Raw genomic sequence first — 25512 nt, 5'->3', positions numbered from 1 at the left:
GCGCCCCTTACAGGCTGACCGTCAGCAAACGGCAGAAAAATAATCTTAACCGGCCACACGCCTCTCCGCCCCGTTTTCCAGCAGAAAACGGAGAGGGCGGTATTTGGCGGATTCCAGATTGGGATCTTCCGCCAGAATAGCCTCCGCCAGCTGCCGGCCGCGGTGGATCAGGCGCGCGTCCAGCAGCCATTCCTCAAAGCGCACGCCCTTCAGGCCGCTCTGGGACGTGCCCAGCACGTCTCCTGGGCCGCGGAGCCTCAAATCCTGTTCCGCCAGGTCAAACCCGTTCGCCGTAGTCTCCACGATACGCAGCTTCTCCCATTGCTCATCCTCCGGACGGGCGGCCGTCATCAAAATGCAGTAGGACTTGTGCGAACCGCGGCCGATGCGCCCCCGGAGCTGATGAAGCTGGGAAAGCCCGAAGCTTTCCGCGTTGTTGATAATCATCACCGTGGCATTAGGAACATCCACCCCCACCTCCACCACCGTGGTGGACACCAGCACGCTGACGCGGTTGGCGCGGAAGTCCTTCATCACCGCCTCCTTTTCCTCTGAAGACATCCTGCCGTGCAGCAGCCCCACATCCACATGAGGCAGCAGCGCCTTCCACTCGTCCCATTCCTTCGTCACGGCTTTCCCCTTCCGGGAATCCTCCCCGTCAATCAGGGGGGAAACCACGTAAATCTGCCTCCCTTCCTCCAGCTGGTTCCGAACGAATGCCAGCACTTTTTCCTTATCCTTTTCCGTACGGATGGCCGTCACGACGGCCCCGCGCCCTCCGGGCACGCCGTCCAGGATGGAAACGTCAAGCTCCCCGTAAAAAGTCAGCGTCAGCGTGCGGGGTATGGGGGTAGCGGTCATCACCAGCACGTCGGGGCGCTCTTCCCGGCCAATCAGCTTCTCCCGCTGGTTCACGCCGAATTTGTGCTGTTCGTCAATCACGACCAGCCCCACGCGCTCCGGCACATTTTTCCCGTACAGCAGGGCATGCGTGCCGACCACAATCCCCCCCTGCTTGCCGAACGACACATGGGATTCCTCCTTCCTGTCCGCCGTCACCAGGGAAACGGGCACATCCAGCCTGTCCAGCATCTGCCGGAACTTCAAATAATGCTGTTCCGCCAGAATTTGCGTGGGAGCCATCATCACGGCGGAATAACCGTGCTCCACAGCCAGCAGCATGGCGCAAAGAGCCACCAGCGTCTTCCCGGACCCCACATCCCCCTGGAGCAGGCGGTTCATGGAACGGGGGGCTTTCATATCCCGGTAAATCTCCCTCACGCAGCGCTTCTGGGCCTCCGTCAGCTCAAACGGCAGGGAATCCGCCAAATCCTTCACCAAATGGCAGGAGCCTGCGGTCCGCATGCCGGGCACTTCATCCGCCCGCCTTCTCCTGTAAGCCACATTCAGCTGCTGAGCCAGGCATTCCTCCAGCGCAAAACGGCGCCTGGCCCGGTCCCGAGCCTCTGCGGTCTCCGGGAAATGAAGATCCCTCAACGCCGTTTTGCACGGAACGTCCGGCACAAACTCGTACACCTCCGGTTCCGGAACCGGGGAAAGCCCGGACAGCGTCTCCCACACGATTTCCCGCAGCCTGCGGACGGCAATCCCCATGCGGCCGCCATACACGGGAACAATGCGGTTCAGATGAATGGACTGCTCATCCCCCTCCCGGATTATTTCAAAATCCGGATGAACCATGCTGAGCTTTTTCCCATACGGTTTCATGCGCCCGTACACAATCATCTCCTGCCCGGCGCACAACATCCTGGCTACGCCCGGCATGCTGAACCACAGGCAGGAAAAACGGGCCTGCCCCAAAGACTGCTCATCCGCCAGCACAGCTTCCACATACCGCCCCCGGCTCTTGCCGCCCCGGCCGCCCCAGCCTTTCCAGCCCACATCCACCACCCTCCCTCTCAAACAGACGGGAACGCCGGAAGACAGGGAATCATAGCGGTCAAACATGCGGCGGTCCTCATACCTGCGCGGAAGCATGAACAGCAAATCCCGTACGGAAGCCATTCCCGCCGCCTGCATGGCCGCCAACTCTCTGGGGCGGATAAAAACGCATTCCTCCAGAGGAGTCGTTAACAGCAATTCTCCAGCCATGAATCCAAAAACATACCCCACCTCAATTCCATCGCGCGCCTCCGTCAGAGCGCCGCGGCGGGACGCGTCTCCAGACAGCGCCTGTAATAGTCCACGCGGGAAATGAACCAGCTCCATTTATGCCCCGGGCGGCCGTTGGTCAGCAGCGGGGCCGGACAGTTTTTGCCCGTCCAGTAATAATGGGGAACCACATTGCGGAGCGGAATATGGTACTGTTTCATCAGCACTGCCGTCAGCTTGGCGGAGCGGTTCCAGGTAACGATGGGGTTGTGGCTCCTTACCTCCCCCATCTCAATGCCGATGGAATACATGTCTCCGGGGCCGCCCCGGTCCGCATGGCGTCCCGTCTCATTCAGCGGAATATGCTGGACGGCATGGTACTGGTCCACCGTAAAATGCCAGTTCAGGGACCCCATGGCCCCCCTTTTCAACGCCCGGGCATGCGCCGCGGCGTCACCCTTGGGATTAGCGGTGCTGTGAATCGTGATAAACCGCGGATGCATGGAATGGGCGGCACGGCGCGCACGGGAGCGCGGGGACATGAAATCGCGGCTGATATGCACCTCTCTGGACATCTGGGACATGGTGCGCGGCACGGGAGGCGCATTCTGAATCCTGAAGCTGACGGCAGGCGGGCGCGGGGCGTCCGAACACGCCGCCAGCAGAACCGACAGCATCAGAAACGCCACATTTGCCGACAACATTCTAACATTCATGATTCTTCCCTAGACTATCGCGGGCGAGCTGGCAAGCAGATTTCCAGTCAAAACAGTCTTTTTCACTCTTTCCGGAACACGGCGCCAGGAAAAAGGGCGGGCCTGAAGGAGCCCCCGCGCACGGCCGTCCGGCAATCAGGGCAACGCCTTCCCCCGCATGCGGTTTCCATGCCCGAAGAAACAAAACCGCCCCACAAAAAGCCGCACGGGAGACTTGCCAACGGCTATTTCCGCGCGTACACTGTCTGCACCATGAGTACCACTCACGAAGCAGCTAAGAAGTGGGTCGAAGAAATCGCCCAGCTTTGCCAACCCGACTCCATCTACTGGTGCAACGGCTCTCAGGAAGAAAATGACGAGCTTTGCAACATGATGGTAGAAAAGGGCACCTTTATCAAACTGAACCCCGAGAAGCGCCCCGGATGCTTCCTCGCCCGTTCCACCCCCTCCGATGTGGCCCGTGTGGAAGACCGCACGTTCATCTGCAGCGAGAAGGAAGAAGACGCCGGCCCGACCAACCACTGGGCCGATCCCGTTGAAATGAAGGCCAAACTGAAGGGCCTCTTCAATGGCTGCATGAAGGGCCGTACCATGTACGTGATTCCCTTCTGCATGGGTCCCCTGGACTCCCCTCTGGCCAAGATCGGCATTGAAATCACGGACTCTCCCTATGTCGTGACCAACATGCGCATCATGACCAAGATGGGCGAACAGGTTCTCAAGCGCCTGGAAGACGAAGTCAAGGGCGGCGGCAATCCGAAGCGTGACGGTTACGGAACGTTCGTTCCCTGCCTCCACACCGTGGGCGCCCCGCTTGCAGACGGCCAGGTGGACGTGCCGTGGCCCTGCAACGAAGAAAAATACATCTGCCACTTCCCGGAAACGGAAGAAATCTGGTCCTTCGGTTCCGGTTACGGCGGCAACGCCCTGCTCGGCAAAAAGTGCCTGGCCCTGCGCATCGCCTCCGCCATCGCCCGCAAGAACAAGTGGATGGCCGAACACATGCTCCTTCTGGGCATCGAATCCCCGGACGGCACCAAGGCCTACGTCGGCGGCGCATTCCCGTCCGCCTGCGGCAAGACCAACCTGGCCATGCTCGTTCCCCCCGCCTCCTACCGGGAAGCCGGCTGGAAAACCTCCATCATCGGTGACGACATCGCCTGGATCTGGCCCCATGAAGACGGAACCTTCCATGCCATCAACCCGGAAAACGGCTACTTCGGCGTGGCTCCCGGCACGTCCTACAAGACGAACCCGATCGCCATGGACACCATCAGGAAAAACGTCATCTTCACCAACGTCGGCCTGACCGACGACGGCGACGTCTGGTGGGAAGGCATGGACGGCCCCGCTCCCGCCCACGCCATTGACTGGCAGGGCAATGACTGGACCCCGGACTGCGGACGCAAGTGCGCTCATCCGAACGCCCGCTTCACCGCCCCCGCCTCCCAGTGCCCGACGATCGACCCCGAATGGCAGAACCCGGAAGGCGTTTCCCTCTCCGCAATCCTGTTCGGCGGCCGCCGCGCCACCACCATGCCCCTTGTCTTCCAGTCCCGCGACTGGACGCACGGCGTTTACGTCGGCGCGACGATGGGTTCCGAAATGACCGCCGCCGCCTTCGGCAACATCGGTCAGGTTCGCCGCGACCCGATGGCCATGCTTCCCTTCATCGGCTACCATGTGGGCGACTACTGGCAGCACTGGCTGGACATGGGCAAGACCGTTGCCAATCCTCCGCTGATCTTCAACGTGAACTGGTTCCGCAAGGACAAGGACGGCAACTTCATCTGGCCGGGCTACGGCGACAACATGCGCGTTCTCGACTGGATTCTGCGCCGCGCCAAGGGCAAGGCTGAAGGCCAGAAGACCGTGCTGGGCGTCTCCCCGACCTATGCCGAACTGGATAAGACGGGCCTCGACTACAGCGAAGAGCAGTTCAACGCCAACATGGCTCTCAACCCGAGCGAATGGCAGGCGGAACTGGAAAGCCAGACCGAACTGTTCGATAAGGTGGGCAAGAAGCTCCCGGCCGAACTGGAAGAACAGCGCCAGATCCTCATCAAGAGCTTCTCCTAAAGAACCTCATTTAAGAGAAATCTCTTAATACCCGGACACCGCCCTGGTAACAGGGCGGTGTCTTGTTATTCTGAAAAGAGACTTTCCTGAGAATTAAACTCCTTCCATCATTACTCGCGGGATTACTTCTGCACTTTGGCTTCCTGTTCCGCATTGTAACGGCTTCCGGCAAGGCCAGAAGACCGTTCCGGGCGTCTCCCCGACCCGCGCCGAACTGGAAAGCCAAACCGAACTGTTCGACAAAGCGGGCAACAAGCTCCCGGGCAGACTGAAAGGACAGCGCCAGATCCTCATCAAGAGCTTTTCTTAAAAACTCCCCCATTTACAGCCTCCCTCCTGACATAAAGGCGGCCCACTCAATAAGGAAGGCCTCTTCTGTTCTCCGGCAACGGATTTCAAATCCGTTTTGCAAGGGTAAAGTTCATAATTTTTTCATCTTCTTCATCAAAGAAGACAATCGAATAAATGAGAATACAGAAAATTGTATGGTGAAATGTTTTCAAAAAACTATCTATCAATGAACAAGGCAGGATAAAAATGCGACGGATTTGAAATCCGTTAAATATTTTTGCATTTATCCATTACTTTGATGATGATCAATCCATTTATTAAAAAGTTGTTTGCCTTGGGAACAGGACTGTTTCTCTGTGGTGCGGCACAGGCAGCGGAGACAACCTATACATGGGATTTTTCCTCCGCAGCTCCCGTCATGGGGGGAACTGCTACAGGCAATTTCACGACCTCCCAGGATCCAGAGAAAGGGTTGGTGCTTACCGGCTCCACCTTTGACGAACGCGGTACAAATGTATTCCGGGAAATGCTGAACGGAGCCCTTTCCGGGGAGGGGACCATGAGCATCACCATGGACATCTCATGGGGAGGCAACAATTCCCTTGAGAATATCATTCACGTTGCCCGCAGCGGGAACGGCTTCAGCCTGGGGCTCAGCAACGGGGCCATTTCCATCAACTCCAACGGCAATCTTTCCGCCGCAGGAGCAATCCCGGGAGCCGGACTGACGGCAAACACGTGGACGAAGGTAACCGTTGACATCCTGGGTCATGACGTAACCGTCACTCTTGATGACGGCGCCGCCACCAGCACAGCCACCGCTTCCATCAGCGACATCAACTGGTATACCGGAAACCTTGACGGAGGAGACACTCAAAATGAGATGTACAGCATTGGACACCGCGCCCCCGGTTGGAATAATGACGGCCTGAACGGCACGAAACTGAGTTCGCTCTCCGTTTCTTATGCCGCTGTTCCGGAACCCTCCGCAGCGGCATTGTCCCTGCTCGCGTTCATGGGATTTGCCGCCCGCAGAAGGAGAAAATAATTTCCTCTTCCTCTTTTATACCGGCCGTTCCTTTCTTCCAAAGGAACGGCTTTTTTATTGCGCCAAAGCAATAACGGCGGCGGCGGCGCTCAAACCGGAATGGGTCATGGTCAGAAGCCAGCCCGTAATGCCCAGCTCCCGGGCGGTTACGCCCGCAGCCCCGTGCAGAAGAATGGAAGGGGCCCCCGCATCATTGCGCACCACTTCCACATCCGTAAAAGCGCACTTCGCCCCAATCCCCGTTCCCAGGGCTTTCGCCACGGCCTCCTTGGCCGCAAAGCGGGCCGCCAGGCGCGGGACGGGGTCCGCGTGTTTCCGGCAATAAGCCCACTCATCCGGGGTGCAGATACGCAACGCAAACGCCTCCCCGTTTTTCTGCAGGGCCTGGCGTACGCGTTCCAGATCCGCCAAATCCATTCCCAATCCTGCAATGCGGCTCATATTCCGGCAATCGGAATTAATTGAAACGGAAAAATCAGTTCAGGCGGTCGATCGCCTGGCGCATTTCCCTCACGGCCTGTTCCATCCCCACAAAAAGAGCGCGGGATACAATCGTATGGCCGATGTTCAGCTCATGCAGGTAAGGGACGCCAGCCAGCAACGGTTCCAGATTCTGGTAATTGATGCCATGGCCCGCATTCACCTGGATGCCCAGGGAATGGGCCAGTTCCGCAGCGCGTTTCAGACGGGCCAGTTCCGCAGCGCGCTCCTTGCCGGAATGGTTGGCAAAACATCCGGTATGCAGCTCAATCATGGGGGCGCCCAGACGGGCGGCAGCCTCCACCTGAGCCGCTTCCGGGTCAATGAACAGGCTCACCTGTATACCGTTGTCGGCCATTCTTGCCATGGTCGGAGCCAGTTCCTTCTCATGAAAAACGGCGTCCAGGCCGCCTTCCGTAGTGATTTCCTCGCGTTTCTCCGGAACCATGCAGATATAGTCCGGTTTCAGCCGCAAGGCAAAATCCACCATTTCCGGGGTATTTCCCATTTCCAGGTTCAGGGGAAGAGCCACGCTCTCCCGGACGCTCAGGGCATCCGCATCCTGCATGTGGCGGCGGTCGCCCCGGACATGGAGGGTGATGGAATCCGCCCCGCCCCTTTGCGCCGCATAAGCGGCATCCAAAACACTCGGCTCCACATTGAAGGAATCCAGCATGGTCGCATAGCGGGCCTGCCTCAATGTGGCGATGTGGTCTATATTTACACCTAGCAGCATATCGGTTTTAAGACAAAGGGACGGGGACGAACATTCAAATTAATGGAGGAAATGCCGGTGTCCCGTAAATACCATGGCGATTCCCGCGGCGTCAGCGGCGGCAATCACTTCCTCGTCGCGAATGGAGCCTCCTGGCTGGATGCAGGCGGTGGCTCCGGCGTCAATGGCGACCTGGAGGCCGTCCGCAAACGGGAACATGGCGTCAGACGCTACAACGCTGCCCTTCAGATCCAGTCCGGCCTGTCCGGCCTTCCAGACGGCAATGCGGGCGGAATCCACACGGCTCATCTGCCCGGCGCCGATGCCAAGCGTGCGGTCCGTGCCGCCAAAAACGATGGCGTTGGAATGAACCTGCTTCACGACGCGCCAGTTGAAACGCATGGCGGTCAATTCTTCCTCGGTCGGGGGGCGCTTGGTCACCACCTTGGCCTCCAGATTGTCCAGACCCATCACGTCCGTATCCCGCTTCATGGTCATGAATCCGCCGGGCGCGGAACGGATGATGGGTTCGCGGCGAGCCTGCATCCAGGCTTCCGTGTTCATGCGGATGATGCGGCAATTTTTCTTTTTCTGGAGAATGGCGCGGGCTTCCGCATCATACTCCGGAGCGATGATGACATCCGTGAAAATGGCGCTCAGCACACGGGCCAGGCCTTCCGTCATCGGACGGTTGACCACGATCACGCCGCCGAAGGGGGCCTGCGTATCCGTTTCAAAAGCCTTCTGCCATGCGTTGCGCAGGTCTTCATCGTCCTGGCCCACGCCGCAGGGATTCGTGTGCTTCAAAATGCCCACCGTCGGACGGCGGAACTGGGTAATCAGCTCGGCGGCCCCTTCAATGTCCAGCACGTTCGTATAGGAAAGCTCCTTGCCCTGGAGCTGGTGGAAAATGTCCCCGAAGCTGCCGTACAGGCTGGCTTCCTGGTGGGGGTTGTCCCCGTAACGCAATTCCTGATACAGGGGAGCGCAGATGCAGAAGCTGCCCTTGGTGCTTTCCGCGCTCTGGTGGCCAAGATAATTCGTGATGGCGTTATCGTAATTGGAGGTGCGCATAAACACCTTCACCGCCAGGTTTTCACGGGTTTTCAGGGTCGTGTCTCCCTTGTGGGTCTGCATTTCATCCAGAATGCGCGCGTAATCCGCGGGGTCCGAAACCACCGTGACGGAAGCGTAATTCTTGGCGGCGGAACGGAGCATGGACGGCCCGCCGATATCTATCTTCTCAATAGCTTCCTCCAGCGTGACTCCGGGCCTGGCGACGGTTTCTTCAAAAGGATACAGATTCACGCAAACCAGGTCGATGGGCTTGATGCCGTTTTCCTTGGCCTGGCGCACATGTTCCTCATTGTCGCGGCGGTGCAGCAGGCCCCCGTGCACCATGGGATGCAGCGTCTTCAGGCGCCCTTCAAACAACTCAGGCTCTCCGGTATAGTCGGAAATTTCAATCACCGGAAGGCCCAGGCCTTTCAGGAAGGCGGCGGTCCCGCCAGTGGAAATAAGCTCTACTCCAAACTCATGCAGGCCCTTGGCAAACCCCTCCAGGCCCGTCTTGTCGGAAACGGATATCAATGCGCGCTGAATAGCCATAAGATCAAATATCTGTAATGTACCCGCGGGCGCCCCCTCCGGGAGGGAACGCGATAAATGCGGTTCCTTTCCCTACATACTACTGCCGCGTGAAGCAAGCGCAATGTCACCAATCATGACAACCGGGTGGATTTTTCCTCCCAAAACATAAAAAAACGCCCTTTTTATCGCTCTTGTCTTGACATTCGGGCGAATACTTACTACTTCAACCGCTCACAAATAACCATTTCTTTTTAGCCATGGCAACGATGGAAGTAATTCTCGCAACAAAAATTGAAGGGCTCGGCGCAGAAGCCGACCTGGTGACCGTTAAGGCTGGCTATGGCCGCAACTACCTCATTCCCAAGGGTCTGGCCCACGAAGCAACGGCTTCCAACCGCCGTTTCATCGCCAATCTTCAGGCCGCCCGCGCCAAGCGCGAAGCGGAAGAACTCAGCGCCGCTCAGGAAGTGGCCGCCAAGATCAGCGGACTGACCGTAGACCTCACCCTTGAAGTGGGCCAGGGCGGCAAGGCGTTCGGCGCCATCACCAACCAGAACATTCACGATGCCCTGACCGCTCAGGGAGTGGAAGTGGACCGCCGGGCTATTGAACTCGAAAAACCGATCAAGAGCGAAGGCGAACACGAAGTCGTCATCAAGGTGCATCCCCAGGTGGAAGCCACGCTCAAGGTGGTCGTCAAGGAAAACGCCTAAGAGGCGCGCATCCCTTTTCCGGCAGGCCCGGTTCCCATCCTGGGGACCGGGCCTCTTTTTGTCACCCTTTTTACTTCCCTTCCCTGTACAAACAAGGCATCATGCCCGCGTTGGGCGTCACTCGACCTCATGCGCGGCATCGTTCCATCCCCCCACCTAAATCAACGGCATGATCCGGCTCTATCGTCAAACCCCGGAAGGCATTGAGCGCACCACCCAGGTGGATGCGGCGGAACAGCACTTGGATTCCGTCTTCTGGATTGACCTCCTTACCCCGGAACCGGCGGAAATCAAGTTTGTGGAACGCCTCTGCGGACTGGAAATGCCGACCTATGACGAGATGCGGGAGATTGAGGCCACCAGCCGTCTGTACACGGAAGACGGAGCGCGCTTCATGACCACCACGGTTCTCAGCCGGGTGGATACGGAATCCCCCTCCCTGTCGGAAATCACCTTCGTCCTCATGGGGGCTAAAATCATCACCATCCGCCATTCGGACTCCTATTCCTTCCGCGTTTTTTCCCACCAGCTCCTGCGCCAGAAGCAAATCAGCCGGGACCAGGTTTTCACCGGCCTTCTGGAAACCATCGTGGACCGGCAGGCGGACGTGCTGGAACGTTTCGGCGCGGAACTGGACCGCCTTTCCAAAAACATTTTCCGCCGGGACGAACCTGAGGGAAAATCCAGCAAGCGTGTGCCCGTCTCCAGCGCCCTGCGCCTGACGCTCCAGGATCTGGGCCGCGTGGGCGACCTGCTCACCCGCCAGCGGGACTGCCTGGTCAACCTTCTGCGCCTGCTCACGTACGCCAGCAATGAAGAGGCTCTGGACGACACCAACTCCACGCTGTACATCAAGCTGCGCCCTCTGAGCCGTGACGTCACCTCCCTTTCCGAATACGCCAACTTTCTTTCCAGCAACGTCAACTTCATGCTGGACGCCGTTCTGGGCCTCATCAACATCGAACAGAACGAAATCGTTAAAATCTTCACCGTGGCGGCCGTGGTCTTCATGCCTCCCACTCTGATCGCCAGCATTTACGGCATGAACTTCGCCCACATGCCCGGCCTGAAAAACGAATACGGCTACTACATCTCCCTGGTGGTCATGCTCGTTTCCATCATTCTTCCCCTGGTTTACTTCAGAAGCAGGCGCCTGCTTTGAACGGGGCCTGCCTCAACATCTCCCTCTCCTTCCGTTAAAACTCCTACCGTTTCATTACTGACATGGACTCCAAAATCACCCGCCTGATTGAACAGGCCTCCGTCATTGTCGGCGCCCTCCCCTACCTCCAGGCCTACAGGGACAAAACATTCCTCATTAAATTCGGCGGCAGCGCCATGGATGACGCCCGCCTGGTCAAGAAGCTCATGCGGGACATCGTTCTGCTGGAGGTCCTGGGCTTCAACCCCGTGATCGTCCACGGCGGAGGCAAAGCCATTTCCAAGGCGATGGCGGAGGCGGGGCTGGAAGCCCGTTTCGTCAACGGGCTCCGCGTCACGACTCCGGAAGCCATTTCCATCGTGGAACGCACCCTCTCCGGCACCATCAATCCCGGCCTGGTTCAAATGTTCCGCGATTACGGCGGCAAGGGCGTAGGCATCCCCGGCACGGAAATCTTCGTGGGGGAACGCATCCATGAAAAAGATGAACAGGGCAACCCCATAGATATCGGTGAAGTGGGCAACGTCATCGGTTGCCTGACGGAGCGCATCACGGAAGCGCTGGAACTTCAGATCACCCCCATCGTCTCTCCGCTGGCAAAAGAGCTGGGAACCCATAAACCGCTCAATGTGAACGCAGACCTGGCGGCAGCCGCCCTGGCCAAGGAACTCAAGCCGGTGAAGCTTATTTATATCTCCGATGTCCCCGGAATCATGAAAGACCCTTCGGATCCCTCCACCCTCATTAAATCCGTCACGCGTACGGAAGCCCTCGACCTCATCAAGGACGGCACCGTGTCCGGCGGCATGATTCCCAAAATCCACTCCGCCATTGACGCCCTGAACGCGGGCGTGCGCAAAGTGCACTTCATTGACGGACGCCTGCCCCATACCCTGCTGCTGGAGATTTTCACTCCGGACGGCATCGGCACGGAAATCATCCGTGAACAACGCTGATTCCCCGCCATGAGATTTTCCTTCTTTCTCCCGGCCCTGTCCCTGCTGGCGGCATCCTGTTCCATGCAGCCCACTCCCGCCAGCCTCTCCGGCTCCTGGACCCAGCCCGTCCCCGGGCAGCCCGGGAACGTGCAGGGAATGCGGCTCCTGCCGGACGGCAGGGCCGTCTCCATCAACATGCACACGCTTCTCTACCAAAGCTGGCAGCTGGACGGCAACCGCCTGACCCTGACAGGGAAAAGCATGGGAAACGGCAATTCCTCCCTCTTCACCGCTACCTCCACCATTGACAGCCTCAGCAGAAACACGCTGATTCTGGACACGGACGGAACCCGGGAGACGTACACCCGCATGCCGGACGCGGACGGGAGATAAGCCCTCCCCGCGGCTGCCGTCATTCATCGTCCAGCAGGGACTTGTTGGCCGCCTTCGCCAGCTCGCAATTCGGGCATTTGTCCATCAGGCGGTCCATCAGGGCTTCAATGCGGGCGTCCTTCGCCATCAACTGTTCATCCTTCTTTTTGAGCAGATTCAGCGTATAGTTCACGGCAATCGTCAGAACGCCCAGGCCTCCGATGGCTCCGGCGGAAGACACGGCCGTGTCTGCGGAAATATTGCCCAGGATCGTCGTGCATCCCCCTATGGAAAACAAACACCTGGCTATGGAAAAATTCATCATGGGTCCCGTCTAGCAGACAGTTTTCCCGCCTGCATCACGCCCAACCCGTCCGCATCTTTTGCCCGGCATGGGCGGCAGCAGAATTGCCGCCTGATGCACACACTTTCCTCCGTTGCCGCATTTCCTTCTTCGGCTTTGCGGCGTTTATGCTAAAGTGGCGCCAACCTGCCCGGTCCGGGGCCAGCAATACTTCATTTCATCCAATAGAAAGGCATCAACATCATGCATATGGCGGACGGCTTCATCTCACCGGCGGCAGGCTGTACCATGTGGGCGGCTTCCGCTGCAATGACAATGCTCTGCGCGCGCAAAGTCAGGCAGGAAAAAGAAATGCGGCTCGTCCCGCTCATGGGCGTGCTGGGGGCCTTCATCTTCGCCTGCCAGATGCTGAATTTCACCATTCCGGGCACCGGATCCAGCGGCCATCTGGGCGGCGGCCTCATCCTGGCGATTCTTTTGGGACCGTATGCGGGCTTTCTGGTCATGGCGGCCATCCTGGCGGTGCAGGCGCTTTTCTTTGCGGACGGAGGGCTGCTGGCCCTGGGCTGCAACATCTTCAACATGGGCTTCTTCTCCTGCCTGGTGGCCTCCCCCTTCATTTACAGGCCCCTGGCCGGCAAACACCCCGGTACGGGCCGTATTACGCTGTCCAGCGTCACCGCCGCCGTCATCGGGCTTCAGATGGGAGCCTTCGCCGTCGTCCTGGAAACAACGGCCTCCGGCATCTCAGCACTGCCCTTCGCCCAATTCGTGGAACTGATGTTGCCCATTCATCTGGCCATCGGCGCCGTAGAAGGGCTTGCTACGGCCGCCGTCGTCATCTTCATCAGCAAGGCACAGCCGTCCCTGCTGCGCCCGGCCGATTTGGAAACCGGAACCGCCAAAAAAGCATCCTGGACCGTGTTGGGCATCTTTGCGGTAGCGGCCCTGCTCTGCGGGGCCGCCCTCTCCTGGTTCGCCTCCGCCTATCCTGACGGACTGGAATGGTCTGTAGCCGGCGTCACCGGGTCGGAAGAAACCAGTCTGGCGGAACCGTCCCCTCTCCATCAAAGTCTGGAAACCGTCCAGGCGGCCACCGCCATCATGCCGGATTACGCCTTTCCCGCTAATGACGGGGCAAACGCTGCAGAAACGGAAACTTCCTCCTCCATTGTCAACCCTGAAACGAGCATGGCCGGCGTGCTGGGAAGCGTTATCATCGCAGCCCTTATTTTTGCGGCCGGTTTCCTGTTCGGAAGAAAACCGCACAGCCGCTGCCCCCGCTGACCTTCCCCATGCCGCTTTTTACGGACGCCTCACAGCAATTCCGCCAGATGGACCGGTTTTCCTGCGGAAATACCGGCATCCACCGTCTGGACGCCCGCATTAAAATCGGAGCTTTCCTCGTCTATCAAATCTGCGTCCTTTCCTGGCCTCCGCAGGAAATCACGGGGCTCCTGCCTTTCTTCCTGTTCCCGGTCTGCGTCATCCGCCTGGCGGGCCTTCCCCTGGGCTACCTTCTGAAACGCGCCCTGTGGCTGCTGCCCGTCGCCGTCATGATCGGCATCTTCAACCCTCTGGTGGACAGAACTCCCATGGGAGAATGGTTCGGCATCCCCGTCACGCAGGGCATGATTTCCTTCATCTCCATCATCCTGAGGTGCATGCTCACCATCCTGGGCGCCTTCACCCTGTTGGCCTCCACCGGCTTTGCGCCTCTCTGCCGCGGCCTGAGGCAACTCGGCGCCCCGCGCATTCTCATCACGCTGATGGCCTTCCTGTACCGGTACGCCTTTATCCTGGTGGATGAATGCCAACATATGCTGATGGCCTTCCGCTCCCGGCGGGGAAGCTCCGGGCCCATCCCTCTTTCCACGTGGGGGGCCATGGCCGGACAGCTCCTGCTGCGGACGTTCGGGCGGGCGGAACGCATTTACCAGGCCGTCCTGTGCAGAGGCGGGGAAGACCCTGAATTCGTCAGTTCCCGCAGCGTCATCACCGGACGCGGCGCAGCGGGAGGCCTTCTTTTCTGCGTTCTCGTCATTCTGTTCCGCTGTTTCAACATCACCATGCTCGCGGGCCAGTGCGCCCGCAGCCTCATCCCATGAGCCACCACCTTGTAGAAACCATTGACCTGTGTTTCAGCTACCCGGATTCCCCTCCGGCGCTGAACGGCGTCTCCCTGCGCATCACCCACGGGGAATCCGTTGCCGTCGTAGGCGGGAACGGCGCGGGGAAATCCACGCTGCTGCTCCACCTCAACGGTTTGCTGACTCCCTCCTCCGGCCAGGTACGGGTAGGGGACATTCCCGTCACCCCCAAAACCGTCGCACGCGTCCGGGAAAGCGTGGGAATGGTCTTCCAGCAGGCGGAAGACCAGCTATTCATGCCTACTGTCCGGGAAGACGTGGCTTTCGGGCCGCTCAACATGGGGCTCCCCCCGGAGGAAATCCGCCGCCGCGTGGAACAGGCCCTGCGGGATGTTCACGCGGAAGCCCTGGCAGACAAAATGACCCATCACCTTTCCGGAGGGGAAAAACGGGCCGTCTCCATCGCCACGGTCCTCTCCATGAGCCCGGACATCCTGGTGCTGGACGAACCGAGCGCCAACCTGGACCCCGCCTCCCGCCGTACCCTCATCAGCCTGTTGCGCCAGTTCACCCATACCAAAATCATTGCTACCCATGATCTGGACATGGTCATGGATCTGTGCACGCGCTGCATCGTGATGAAAGACGGCTCCATCCTGGCAGACGCTCCCGTTCCGGACATCTTCGCGGACTGCTCCCTGCTGGAAGAAGCGCGCCTGGAACAACCCCTCAGTTACCTCCTGATGCGGCAGGAGAGGCAACGGAACAATTCCGGGGCATCCTGAAAAAACCTCATACAAACTCCAGCCGGGCTTCCGGCAGGGACTTGAGAAAACGCATTCCATACCGCTTGGTAGCTACGCGCGGATCAAGAATCACCACCATGCCGGAATCGCTCCTGGTGCGGATCAGCCGCCCTACCCCCTGCCGCAGTTTCAAAATGGCTACAGGCACGGAATATTCGTAAAACGGATTCCCTCCGCGTTCCCTGATACTCTCAAAGCGGGACTCCACAAGCGGATGATCCGGCACTTCAAACGGCAGGCGCGTGACAATAACGTTGGAAAGAGATTCTCCCGGCACATCCACCCCGGTCCAGAAACTGTCCGTTCCGAAAAGCACGCTGTCCACATCCTTCCGGAACGCCTCCAGCATGGCATGCCGCTGCATATCCTGCCCCTGCACATACAGCGTCCAGCCCTGTTCCTCGCAAAAAGGGCGCACCTTCTCCGCCGCCTGGACCATCAGACGATAGCTGGTGAACAGCACGAAAGCCCTGCCGCGGGACTCCGCCAGATACCTTTTAATCCATTCCGGCAGAACTTCCGCATACTCCGGCTGGTCCGGCTCCGGCATGGAACGGGCTACAATCAGCCGCATCTGCTCCCGGTAATTGAACGGGCTTCCGATCTGAAGCTTCCGAACGCTTTCCGCCCCTACGCGCCCCGCAAAATAACTCATGTCCGCATCTCCGGTCCCCAGCGTAGCGGAAGTCAGAATGGCGGAACGTCCGGCGGAAAACAGGCGTTCCCTCAAAATATCCCCCACCTCCACGGGCGCGGAGCACACGCTCATGTTCCTTCCATCCGGACCGGACCGCTCCGCCCAATATACGTGCCCTTCCTCCGTCATGTCCATCAGCGTCTTCAGGGAAGCCTGCGCCTCCTCCATCCGGGCGGCCATATCCGCCAGTTCATCCTTCACGGCCGCATTTTCCTCCTGCTTCTCCCTCTCCGTTTTCAATTCCCCGATCAATTCCATCAAAGGCTGTGAAAGAATATCCTGCGACCACTCCGGCTGAAGAATGCGGACAATCTTGCCGGAACCCGCAAACCCCAGGTCATCCCGCGCATTCTGGAAAAACAGGCCGGAGGCGTCCATGACGTCCTGAACCCGCTGGAACAGGGCCGGATTGTTCAGCGGTTTCAGCAATCCCTTGTGCGTGCGCGGATTGTACATCCGCAGCAACTCATAATTCAAATGCGGTTCCGAGAGCTGGACGCCAAGCTGGCGGGCGGCGATGTTCTCAATCATATGGGCCTCGTCCAGAATCACAAAATCTCCGGGAAACACGAACCCCGCCTCCTCGGAATCCTCCGCCTGGGCCATCAGCCCGAAAAACAGGGTATGGTTAAGCACCACCACTTTGGCCTCCAGAACCCGCTTGCGGGCTATCTGGTACGGGCAGGAAGGGCCGCAATGGCGCATGCTGCACGCATGCGGTTCACTGCATACCATAGCCCATACCTTGGAAGACGGCCGGAATGCCATATCGCTCAGGGTGCCGTCCTGCGTTCTCAGGGCCCAGTCCTGGATCCTCTTCAACTCCGCGGCCTCACCCTGCGTAAAGAGTGAATCCATCTGCGCCAGAGCACGCCGCAGACGGGTATGGCACAGGTAATTCTGCCTTCCCTTCAGCAGGGCGGCGGAAAAATCAATCCCCAGGGCGGTGCGCAGCAACGGAATATCCTTGTTGAACAACTGCTCCTGCAAATTGATGGTATGCGTGGAAATCACCGCCTTCCGGTCAAAATCCAGGGCAAACTTCACCGCCGGCAGCAAATACCCCAGGGACTTGCCCACGCCTGTGCCGGCCTCCACCAGCAGGGGGGCATCCACCTGAAGCGCCCTCGCCACAGCCAGAGCCATGCTCTGCTGCTCCGCCCGGTATTCAAAATCCCTGGCGCGGGAAAACAGCCCGTCCGGGGCAAATGCCCGGTGGACATAAGCCTCAAAAGCGCTAGCGCCTTCCACGCCCTCTTCCCCGGCGGCCTTCATATGCGGGAACACGCCCCCCCTACTGGCCCACGGGAAGCTGGCGGGAAGAAACCGGCGGAAGATTCACCTTTTCAGGCAAGTCGTAGAACATGGAGCGCAGACCGTTCGCATTCATCCTGGAAGCGTCGATGAACGTCCAGGGCCCCTTATCCTTCAAATCCTTCACCAGCACCAGAACACCGGTATTCTCCACCTTCACGGGCACCCCGTCCGGACGCTTCATGGAAATAACCATCCGCGTGGGAAGGACCACCAGAACTTCGCTTCCGCCCTTCACCAGATGTTCCGCCGCAGGCTGGCCTATTTCATACGTCTCCACCACCATGCCGCGCTCCTTCATCACGGCGGAGGCGGCCCGCATCTTTTCCCTCATGGTTTCCATGAAAGAAGCCTCCCCGCCCGGAAAGGAAGCGACAAGCTGCTTCTTCATGGGAGGGTACATCTTCTCAATCATCCACATCATATCGCCCGTCTTCACTGCCCCGGAAAGCTCCCGGGCGGCCCGGACGGCGCTATCCCCGTATTCACCGGCCTGGACGGCGCACACGGCCGCCATCATCACGCCTGCCAACAAACTCTTAATCATGGAGGGAGTGTAACGGCATGCCTCCCCCTCCGTCAAGGCAAGGCCTTCCGCGGAATCATGTTTTTACCGCGCGTCATCCTGCATCACCAGGCCGGACCACATCCATAAAGTGGGGTCCAGCTCCCGGGCGGCATCCTCCATCAGCGCGCGTCCGGCTCCTTCATCCTCCACCACGGCGAACATGGTGGAACCGGAACCGGACATCATGGCGCCGCGCACCCCGGGGCGGCCCACCAGCCAGCGCTTCATTTCCGCCAGGAATAAATGCTTTTCAAACACAGGCCTTTCCAGATCATTGACCAGCACATGGCCGTCCACATCCTGCTCCCCGTAGGGAATGCCGGGCAATTCCCGGGAACCGGACCAGCAGCGGTAGGCGTCCGGCGTGGAAACACCAAACGACGGCTTTAATAAGACAATCCTGGGACGCCAATCCTTCCACTCCGGCAAAGGCTCCACCTTCTCCCCGCGCCCGGTGCAGCGGCTCGCCGCGCCATAAATGAAAAACCCCACGTCGGAACCGATTTCCCCGCCCAGCTCCGCCAGACGCTCCCGGGACAAACCTCCGCGTTCCAGCTCATTGAGGGTGCGCAGCACGCATGCGGCGTCACTGCTGCCGCCGCCCAGCCCCGCGCCATGGGGCACCTTCTTCACCAGGCGGACATGCCACGGCATGGGCCTTCCCAGCTCCCTCTCCATCAGACGTCCCGCTTTCATGACCAGGTTGCTCTCATCCAGAGGCACGCCCGGAGCGTCACAGCTCATTTCCAGACGGGCCGCCGGGGAAAACTCCAGCACATCGCACAAATCCAGGGGAACCATCACCGTATCCACCTCATGGAAGCCGTCCGGCCTCTTTCCCAGAATGCGGAGGGAAACGTTCACTTTGCACGGAGCCTTGCAACTGATCATACGCCGTGGATTCCACCAAGGGACGGCCTCCGGGTCAAGCTCCATCGAACGCAAACGGATGGCCCCTCATTTTTTCTTCGCAAATTCCGGGGGCGCCGCTATAATAAGCGCGACCCCGTTGCACATGGCCTACGACGAAAACAGCATCAAAACCCTGGATTGGAGGGAACACATCCGCATGCGTCCGGGGATGTACATCGGCAAACTGGGTGACGGCGCTTCTCCGGACGACGGCATTTACGTCCTTCTGAAAGAAGTCGTCGACAACTCAATCGACGAATTCGTCATGGGATTCGGCAAAAAAATCACCATTGACGTGACTCCGGACGGCCTGTGCGAAGTGCGCGACTTCGGCCGCGGCATCCCGCTGGGCAAACTGCTGGACTGCGCCGCAAAAATCAACACCGGAGCCAAATATGACAGCGACGCCTTCAAAAAATCCGTAGGCCTCAACGGAGTGGGCATCAAGGCGGTCAACGCCCTGTCCGACTTTTTTGAAATCCAGGCCTACCGCGACGGGGAGACGCGGTCCTACCAGTTCTGCCGCGGAAAGGAAATCCCCAAGGGACGGAAGGACGGCGCCACGGAGGAACCCAACGGCACCCGAACGGCGTTCCACGCGGACCCGGACATCTTTCCCGCAGCCACGCAATTCCGGCCGGAGTATATCGAAAAAATGTGCAGATACTACTCCTACCTCAACAAAGGGCTGGCCCTGCATTTCAACGGCCGCCGCTACATCTCCAAAAACGGGTTGCTGGACCTGCTTGCGGAAGCGATGAGCGAGGAACCATTGTACCCCATCATCCATCTGGAAGGGCATGACATTGAAGTGGCCTTCACCCATGGCGGCCAATACGGGGAAGAGCACTACTCCTTCGTCAACGGGCAGCACACCACCCAGGGAGGCACCCACCAGGCGGCCTTCCGGGAAGCCATCGTCAAAACCCTGAGGGACTTCTTCAAGAAAAACTATGAGGCAGGGGACATCCGTTCCTCCCTCGTAGCCGCCATCTCCATCAAGGTGAAGGAACCCGTCTTCGAATCCCAGACCAAAACCAAGCTGGGGTCCAACACCATCAGCCCGGAAGGGGAAACCATCCGCACCTTTGTGGGCAACTTCATTGCCAGGGAGCTGGACAACTACCTGCACAAAAACCCGGAGACGGCCAAAGCCCTGGAAGCCAAGATCAAGGACTCCGAACGGGACCGCAAGGAACTCTCCGGCATCCAGAAACTGGCGCGCGAAAACGCCCGCAAGGCCAAAATTCACAACAAGAATCTCCGGGACTGCCGGGTGCATTACAACTCCAAGCACTCCCGCGCCGGTGAAACCACCCTCTTCATTACGGAAGGCATCTCCGCCTCCGGCTCCATCACGACGGCGCGCGACGCGGAAACCCAGGCCGTTTTCTCCCTCCGGGGCAAACCGCTGAACTCCTTCGGCATGAGCCGCAAAGTCGTCTATGAAAATGAGGAATTCAACTTCCTCCAGCATGCCCTGAACATTGAAAACGGTCTGGAGGAACTGCGCTACGACAAAGTAGTCATCGCCACGGACGCCGATGACGACGGCATGCACATCCGCATCCTGCTGATGACATTCTTCATCCAGTTCTTTCCGGAATTGATCCGGGAGGGGCACCTCTTCATCCTCCAGACGCCCCTCTTCCGCGTGCGCAACAAGCAGCAAACCATCTACTGCTACTCGGACGCAGAAAGGGAGGAAGCCATCAGCCTGCTGGGGAAAAATCCGGAAATTACCCGGTTCAAAGGCCTGGGAGAAATCTCCCCCCAGGAATTCAAGGCATTTATCGGGGAAGGAATGCGCCTGGACCGCGTCCGGCTGGAAGACTCCCACAAGGTGAAAGACCTGCTGTCCTTCTACATGGGAAAAAACACGCGGGAAAGACAGGAATACATCTTGAAAAACTTGCGTGTTGAACTGGATCCGGTCATGGACTAGAGTAACGGAGCAACGCCTATCTATGCTTACCATTCCCAAGGAAAAACTGCCGACTCACATCGCCTGCATCATGGACGGCAACGGCCGCTGGGCAAACAGCCGTCATCTGCCGCGGCAGGCAGGCCACCGGGCGGGAGCGGATACAGTGGAGCGCTGTGCGGACTTCTGCATAACCCACAATATTCCCTGGCTCACTCTTTACGCCTTTTCCTCGGAAAACTGGAACCGCCCGAAGACGGAAGTGCACGCGTTAATGCTCCTGCTGCACGAATTTCTGAAAAAACGTCTTCGCCAAATGATGGAAAAAGGCGTGCGCCTCCACGCCATAGGCGACCTTTCCCGTCTTCCCGCCCGCACCCGGAAACTGCTTCAGGACAGTCTGGAAGCCACTTCGGAAAACACCAGGCTCAATCTGGTTCTGGCCATTTCCTACGGCAGCCGTGGGGAAATCGCCGCCGCCGCCAGAAAAATAGCGGAAAAAGTCTCCCGCGGAGAACTCCATCCGGACGCCGTGACGGAAAACCTGTTCAGCGAGTATCTGGACACCGCCGGCATGCCGGAACCGGACCTGCTTATCCGCACCTCCGGAGAAATGCGCGTCTCCAACTTTCTTCTCTGGCAAATCAGCTACGCGGAAATTTACGTGACGGACACGTTATGGCCGGACTTTTGCGACCGGGACATGGAAGCCGCCCTGCTGGACTACTCCCGCAGAAAGCGCCGTTTCGGAGCGCTCTAACCTTCTTTAACCCCCATTCCTGCGAAACAGACATGAACCAATACGCTCTTATTCTGGCCGGCGGCAGCGGAACCCGTTTCTGGCCCCTCTCCCGCGACCACCGCCCCAAACAGCTCCTGAACATGTTCGGGGAAGGAACCCTCCTCCGCCAGGCCATCGACAGGCTGGACGGGCTGGTGCCACGGCAAAACATCTTTATCCTGACCAACCATTTGCAGGAAGCGGAAGTGCGCCGCCAGGCCCACGATATTCCCGTGGACAACATCATTTCCGAACCCGTGCGCCGGGACACGGCTCCCGCCATCGCCCTGGGCATCGGACTCATCAAGGCGGCGGACCCGCACGGAGTCATGCTCGTCATCCCCTCCGACCAGCTCATTCAGGACCAGGAATCCTTCCGCACCCTGATGAAAGCCGCCATGGACACGGCTGCCAGGGAAAAAGCGCTTGTCACTGTGGGGATCAAGCCTACCTGGCCCTGCCCCTCCTACGGCTACATTGAACGCGGAGAGGAAATCCACTCCGTTCCGGGCTGTTCCTGCCGTGAAGTCATTCAATTCCGAGAAAAACCGGACACGGCCACGGCCGCAGCCTACCTGAGCCGGGGCAATTTCTGCTGGAACGCCGGCATGTTCGTCTGGAGCATTCCCGCCGTGTGCGAACAGCTGGACAAGCACTGCCCGGAACTGGCCTCCTTCGTGGAACACGTTGCCGATTCTCCGGTTCCGCAGGAAACCATCCGGGAAGAATTTCCGGCGCTCACCCCCATTTCCATAGACTTCGCGCTCATGGAGCATGCGGACAGAGTACTGAACATAGAAGCCACCTTTGACTGGGACGACGTAGGTTCCTGGATCTCCGTAGCCAACTATCTGGAAACCCACAATAAAAACACCACCAACACGGACATCACCGTGCAGAACGCCTCCGGCAATATTGTTTTCTCCCAGAAGGGAGACAAGCACGTGGCCCTGCTGGGCGTGGAAAACCTGATTGTGGTGGAAACGGCGGACGCCATCCTCATTGCAGATAAAAACAAGGCGGACGAAATCAAGAAAATCGTCAACCAGCTGCCGGACGAACTCAGATGACCAGTCCGCACCCCGCTCTGGGCATCGACTACGGAGAAGCCCGCATCGGCATTGCCGCCACGGACCCCGTGGGCATCATGGCCCATCCCGTAGAAACCATCCACAGGCATCAGACGGACGGAATTTCCCGCATTGTCCAGCTCGTCCAGGAACGGGGAATACGTACTCTGGTGCTGGGTCTTCCCGTCCGCATGGACGGCACGGAAGGAACTGCCGCGGCCAAGGTGCGCGCTTTCGGCCGGGAACTGGCCGCAGCCCTTCCCGGCCTCCCCCTGATCTTCATGGATGAATGCCTCACCACCGTCATTGCCCAGGAAAAACTGCACGCCGCCGGCAAAAAGGCAAAAAATTTCCGCCCCATCATCGACCAGGTAGCCGCTGTGGAAATACTCAACACCTGGCTTGATTCCACGCTGGGCTGAAGCCAAACGGCGCGCACGCTCCGTCCCTCCCGGCTCTACGCTCCTGCGGAACTCCTTACTTCCCGTTTCCTGAGCAAAACCGTTCCCCCGGCAAAAAACGCCCCCAACCACGGAACGCTGAAAATATCCTTCCAGCATTCCGCAGTACGGGAAAGCGCAAAAGCCCCCTTTCCGCGCATCAGGCGCAATCCATGCTCAGCACCACCTTGCCGCTGCGGAACTCCTCCTGGGCCTTCTCCACAGCTTTCCGCACATCGCTCAGCGGATAAACGGTGTCCACGGCCTGCTTCAACCTGCCGTCCGCCATCAGGCGCGCCAGCTTGTCATAGGCGACCTCAATCTCTGAAACAGGGGCATTCTTAAGCCACTGAGTCACCCACAGCCCTTCCAGTTTAATACCTTTGAAAATCAGAAAACCGTTCGGCACCTTGATGCTCTTCCGGCTCATGGCCCCGTACGTCACCATGCTCCCGCCGGGAGCCAGCATATCCATCAGGCGCAGGGCGCTTTCTCCGCCCACGGCGTTGGAAGCCAGCACAGGCCTCTTTCCATCCAGACGGGCCAGCGTATTCTTCACCACATCCCCGTCATCCTCCCCCACCACCAGATCGGCGCCCAGCGCAGTCAGTTCATCCCTCAGTTCATCCGGCCTTCTCACAAAATTCACTGTCTTCACGCCCATTTCACGGGCCAGTTGAATAATGCACCTTCCCACTCCGGAATTGGCGGCATTCTGCACCAGCCAATCCCCCGGCTCCAGGGAAACGAACCCTTCCAGCATGCGCAGGGCGGTCAGGGGATTCACCTTCAGCATGGCCGCCTGGACGGGATCCACCTTCACCGGAAGCTTCATCACATTCACGGAGGGAACCGCCACATACTCGCTCCAGGAACCCACGCCGCGCAGGAGAATCACTTCATCTCCTTCACGGAATCCCTCTGCGCGAGACTCCTGCACCACGCCGCAGCCTTCCAGGCCGGCGCGGGAGTGCGGCAGTACGGGCTTCAGGCCATAAACTCCCTGTACAAAATTGATGTCCGCCGGATTGATCGGGGCAGCCTTCATCCGGACCAGAACTTCTCCCTCCTCCGGAACAGGAATGGGGCCGGAAACGTATTCCAGCACCTCCTGGAGCTTCATGCTGCATTCGGAAAACTCTGCATAATGATTCTCACTCATGCTTTCACTTTCTCATGAAACGCCCCTCCGTGCAAGCGCCGGATACGTTTTACCCGGAAGCAGTCAGCCATAATACCATTGCCATGGGAAAACCCCAGGGCGTAATCTTTACCGCGTCCCGCACTTTTCCTGCGGTGAAAGGACTTCATCCGACCCGGCTATCCGGTCTGCCCCTGTTCCCACAGCGGAGCGGGAAAAATACGGAAAAACGCCTCATTCCCCTTTTTATCCGCGATGCCGTTCATCTTCCCGGCTCAGCCCCTCCCCGCTTTCAGCTCAGCCGCCTTTGCAGCCCCTCTTCATCATGGGAGAAAAAACCGGACTTCACGCAAGAAGAGGCATACTTCCGCACAGTCCGGGATAAATTCCAGGGCTTTCGTCCGGTTGTTCTTGACCTTAGGCAAAAATACGCTAGATTCTCTCTCTCGCATTAACAAATAACTTCGATTGCCATGTCCCGAATTTGCATCATCAGAGGTACCATGCCTCACAAAGGTCGTCGTATCCATCGCTCCGGTCTTGCCAAGAAAAAGGGCGGTATTGGTCGTCACGTCACTAAGACTGTCAATCGTACCGTTTTCCCCAACCTTCAGGAGAAGCGCATCTGGGTTCCTGAACTCGGTCAATTCGTGAAAATGAAGATTTCCGCCAAGGCCCTGCGTACGATCAACAAGAACGGTGCTTACAACACTCTTAAAAAGGTAGGTCTCCTGTAAAAAAGATTCTTTTTTTTGAACGTTGTTTCACCACTTGAACTCTAAGGCTTCAACGAGGTGAGCAACTGGCAGAAAAAGATGTCCAAAAAGACAAGGGATCATCTGCTTAAGTGAGGCGCCTCCAAGTTGAAGGTTTTATTGAAACATTAATATGCCAACGGACGTAAACAATACGTCCTCTACTGGAAAAGATCACACAGATGAAAGCCCAAACCAAAATCGCTCTTAGAATTAATGATGACAACCCCAACCACCACCTGTGGAACAACAGGGGGGTGTGGTGGTGCCACGTTACGGTTCACAAGCCGGACTCCACGGCGGAACGCCTGAGATTCTCGCTGAAAACCCGTGACATTGAAAAAGCCCGCGCCCGCCGCGACAAGATTTTCGCCTCCATTCAGCAGCATTTCGGCATCGCCGCCTAGAAAAGCTGTCGGGAGAGATTAAGGCAAGTCAACATCAATCTCTTTTGATAAGAACCGTTCCGGATCTGCCGGAGCGGTTCTTTATTA

Annotated in this window: 25 protein-coding genes; 15 read left to right on the top strand and 10 right to left on the bottom strand. The window is 58.6% G+C overall.

Translation table 11 applies throughout. The features are described 5' to 3' along the window. Positions 1-45 precede the first annotated feature (45 nt). Together recG and B3075_RS01570 are read right to left on the bottom strand one after the other, a co-directional pair. Complete coding sequence (gene recG, locus B3075_RS01575) at positions 46-2112, bottom strand: ATP-dependent DNA helicase RecG (protein WP_218824874.1); 2067 nt, start codon at positions 2110-2112, stop codon at positions 46-48. A gap of 44 nt (positions 2113-2156) precedes the next feature. Next, positions 2157-2828 (bottom strand): peptidoglycan recognition protein family protein, encoded by a 672-nt coding sequence (locus B3075_RS01570; RefSeq protein WP_290488339.1) that lies wholly within the window; start codon positions 2826-2828, stop codon positions 2157-2159. Positions 2829-3080: 252 nt separating this feature from the next. Here B3075_RS01570 and B3075_RS01565 point away from each other — a divergent pair, with 252 nt between their 5' ends. Both B3075_RS01565 and B3075_RS01560 read left to right on the top strand, forming a co-directional pair. Next, positions 3081-4907 (top strand): phosphoenolpyruvate carboxykinase (GTP), encoded by a 1827-nt coding sequence (locus tag B3075_RS01565; protein ID WP_290488338.1) that lies wholly within the window; start codon positions 3081-3083, stop codon positions 4905-4907. A 589-nt stretch (positions 4908-5496) separates the two neighbouring features. Beyond that, the gene (locus B3075_RS01560; protein WP_287160834.1) at positions 5497-6246 is read left to right on the top strand and encodes a PEP-CTERM sorting domain-containing protein; all 750 of its coding nucleotides are present in this window, start codon (positions 5497-5499) and stop codon (positions 6244-6246) included. Positions 6247-6300: 54 nt separating this feature from the next. Here B3075_RS01560 and acpS read toward each other — a convergent pair whose 3' ends face one another. The 3 genes from acpS to purH are packed head-to-tail and all read right to left on the bottom strand — an operon-like array spanning position 6301 to position 9049. Further along, positions 6301-6687 (bottom strand): holo-ACP synthase, encoded by a 387-nt coding sequence (gene acpS, locus B3075_RS01555; protein WP_094135921.1) that lies wholly within the window; start codon positions 6685-6687, stop codon positions 6301-6303. Positions 6688-6721: 34 nt separating this feature from the next. After that, positions 6722-7462 carry a pyridoxine 5'-phosphate synthase gene (locus B3075_RS01550; RefSeq protein WP_290488915.1) on the bottom strand — a complete coding sequence of 247 codons (741 nt, stop codon included), beginning with the start codon at positions 7460-7462 and terminating at the stop codon, positions 6722-6724. A gap of 39 nt (positions 7463-7501) precedes the next feature. Further along, on the bottom strand, positions 7502-9049 hold the full coding sequence (purH, locus tag B3075_RS01545) for a bifunctional phosphoribosylaminoimidazolecarboxamide formyltransferase/IMP cyclohydrolase (RefSeq protein WP_094135919.1): 1548 nt from the start codon (positions 9047-9049) through the stop codon (positions 7502-7504). Between the two features lie 239 nt (positions 9050-9288). Here purH and rplI point away from each other — a divergent pair, with 239 nt between their 5' ends. The 4 genes from rplI to B3075_RS01525 all read left to right on the top strand — a co-directional run bounded on the left by rplI (position 9289) and on the right by B3075_RS01525 (position 12237). After that, positions 9289-9744, top strand: a complete 456-nt coding sequence (gene rplI, locus B3075_RS01540) for a 50S ribosomal protein L9 (protein ID WP_022197022.1) — start codon at positions 9289-9291, stop codon at positions 9742-9744. Positions 9745-9913: 169 nt separating this feature from the next. Then, the gene (locus tag B3075_RS01535; protein ID WP_290488923.1) at positions 9914-10906 is read left to right on the top strand and encodes a magnesium transporter CorA family protein; all 993 of its coding nucleotides are present in this window, start codon (positions 9914-9916) and stop codon (positions 10904-10906) included. Positions 10907-10968: 62 nt separating this feature from the next. Further along, positions 10969-11862 (top strand): acetylglutamate kinase, encoded by an 894-nt coding sequence (gene argB, locus B3075_RS01530; RefSeq protein ID WP_012420243.1) that lies wholly within the window; start codon positions 10969-10971, stop codon positions 11860-11862. A 9-nt stretch (positions 11863-11871) separates the two neighbouring features. Beyond that, positions 11872-12237: a lipocalin family protein gene (locus B3075_RS01525; protein WP_094135917.1), complete on the top strand. Its 366-nt coding sequence runs from the start codon at positions 11872-11874 to the stop codon at positions 12235-12237. Positions 12238-12256: 19 nt separating this feature from the next. On the opposite strand, the gene B3075_RS01520 is transcribed toward B3075_RS01525, so the two are convergent. Further along, on the bottom strand, positions 12257-12541 hold the full coding sequence (locus B3075_RS01520) for a hypothetical protein (protein WP_094135916.1): 285 nt from the start codon (positions 12539-12541) through the stop codon (positions 12257-12259). A gap of 222 nt (positions 12542-12763) precedes the next feature. On the opposite strand from B3075_RS01520, the gene B3075_RS01515 reads away from it, so the two are divergent. Genes B3075_RS01515 through B3075_RS01505 form a run of 3 tightly spaced genes read left to right on the top strand, consistent with a single transcriptional unit; the run spans position 12764 to position 15395 of the window. Beyond that, positions 12764-13807 (top strand): energy-coupling factor ABC transporter permease, encoded by a 1044-nt coding sequence (locus tag B3075_RS01515; RefSeq protein WP_290488929.1) that lies wholly within the window; start codon positions 12764-12766, stop codon positions 13805-13807. Between the two features lie 8 nt (positions 13808-13815). Beyond that, entirely contained in the window at positions 13816-14628 is an 813-nt protein-coding gene (locus B3075_RS01510; RefSeq protein WP_290488931.1) for an energy-coupling factor transporter transmembrane component T family protein, read from the top strand. Then, positions 14625-15395 carry an energy-coupling factor ABC transporter ATP-binding protein gene (locus tag B3075_RS01505; protein WP_102737955.1) on the top strand — a complete coding sequence of 257 codons (771 nt, stop codon included), beginning with the start codon at positions 14625-14627 and terminating at the stop codon, positions 15393-15395. Before B3075_RS01510 ends, B3075_RS01505 begins: the two co-directional genes overlap by 4 nt. Before the next feature lie 7 nt (positions 15396-15402). On the opposite strand, the gene B3075_RS01500 is transcribed toward B3075_RS01505, so the two are convergent. The 3 genes from B3075_RS01500 to ispE form a co-directional block, all read right to left on the bottom strand. Continuing rightward, the gene (locus B3075_RS01500; protein ID WP_290488934.1) at positions 15403-17400 is read right to left on the bottom strand and encodes an ATP-dependent DNA helicase; all 1998 of its coding nucleotides are present in this window, start codon (positions 17398-17400) and stop codon (positions 15403-15405) included. Between the two features lie 7 nt (positions 17401-17407). Next, a complete protein-coding gene (locus B3075_RS01495) occupies positions 17408-17974 on the bottom strand; it encodes a hypothetical protein (RefSeq protein WP_290488936.1) in 567 nt (188 codons plus the stop codon). Between the two features lie 63 nt (positions 17975-18037). Next, complete coding sequence (gene ispE, locus B3075_RS01490; protein WP_290488937.1) at positions 18038-18886, bottom strand: 4-(cytidine 5'-diphospho)-2-C-methyl-D-erythritol kinase; 849 nt, start codon at positions 18884-18886, stop codon at positions 18038-18040. A 124-nt stretch (positions 18887-19010) separates the two neighbouring features. On the opposite strand from ispE, the gene B3075_RS01485 reads away from it, so the two are divergent. Genes B3075_RS01485 through ruvX form a run of 4 tightly spaced genes read left to right on the top strand, consistent with a single transcriptional unit; the run spans position 19011 to position 23104 of the window. After that, entirely contained in the window at positions 19011-20852 is a 1842-nt protein-coding gene (locus B3075_RS01485; RefSeq protein ID WP_094135909.1) for a DNA topoisomerase IV subunit B, read from the top strand. A gap of 22 nt (positions 20853-20874) precedes the next feature. Then, positions 20875-21591: an isoprenyl transferase gene (locus B3075_RS01480; protein WP_290488940.1), complete on the top strand. Its 717-nt coding sequence runs from the start codon at positions 20875-20877 to the stop codon at positions 21589-21591. Positions 21592-21623: 32 nt separating this feature from the next. Then, the gene (locus tag B3075_RS01475; protein ID WP_094135907.1) at positions 21624-22682 is read left to right on the top strand and encodes a mannose-1-phosphate guanylyltransferase; all 1059 of its coding nucleotides are present in this window, start codon (positions 21624-21626) and stop codon (positions 22680-22682) included. Beyond that, complete coding sequence (ruvX, locus tag B3075_RS01470; RefSeq protein WP_012420231.1) at positions 22679-23104, top strand: Holliday junction resolvase RuvX; 426 nt, start codon at positions 22679-22681, stop codon at positions 23102-23104. Before B3075_RS01475 ends, ruvX begins: the two co-directional genes overlap by 4 nt. A 178-nt stretch (positions 23105-23282) precedes the next feature. Here ruvX and B3075_RS01465 read toward each other — a convergent pair whose 3' ends face one another. Continuing rightward, a complete protein-coding gene (locus tag B3075_RS01465; RefSeq protein ID WP_290488943.1) occupies positions 23283-24284 on the bottom strand; it encodes an MDR family NADPH-dependent oxidoreductase in 1002 nt (333 codons plus the stop codon). A gap of 452 nt (positions 24285-24736) precedes the next feature. Here B3075_RS01465 and rpmB point away from each other — a divergent pair, with 452 nt between their 5' ends. Next, positions 24737-25000, top strand: a complete 264-nt coding sequence (gene rpmB / locus B3075_RS01460; RefSeq protein ID WP_012420229.1) for a 50S ribosomal protein L28 — start codon at positions 24737-24739, stop codon at positions 24998-25000. A gap of 200 nt (positions 25001-25200) precedes the next feature. Then, the gene (locus B3075_RS01455; protein WP_012420228.1) at positions 25201-25425 is read left to right on the top strand and encodes a hypothetical protein; all 225 of its coding nucleotides are present in this window, start codon (positions 25201-25203) and stop codon (positions 25423-25425) included. The last annotated feature ends 87 nt before the right edge of the window (positions 25426-25512 follow it).

Origin of the sequence: Akkermansia sp. UBA7090 (genome assembly GCF_002493465.1) — a bacterium.
GTDB classification, from domain to species: Bacteria; Verrucomicrobiota; Verrucomicrobiia; order Verrucomicrobiales; family Akkermansiaceae; genus Akkermansia; species Akkermansia muciniphila_A.
The sequence above is the reverse complement of the archived record's forward strand: the minus strand, read 5'-3'. Positions and strand labels throughout refer to the sequence as shown.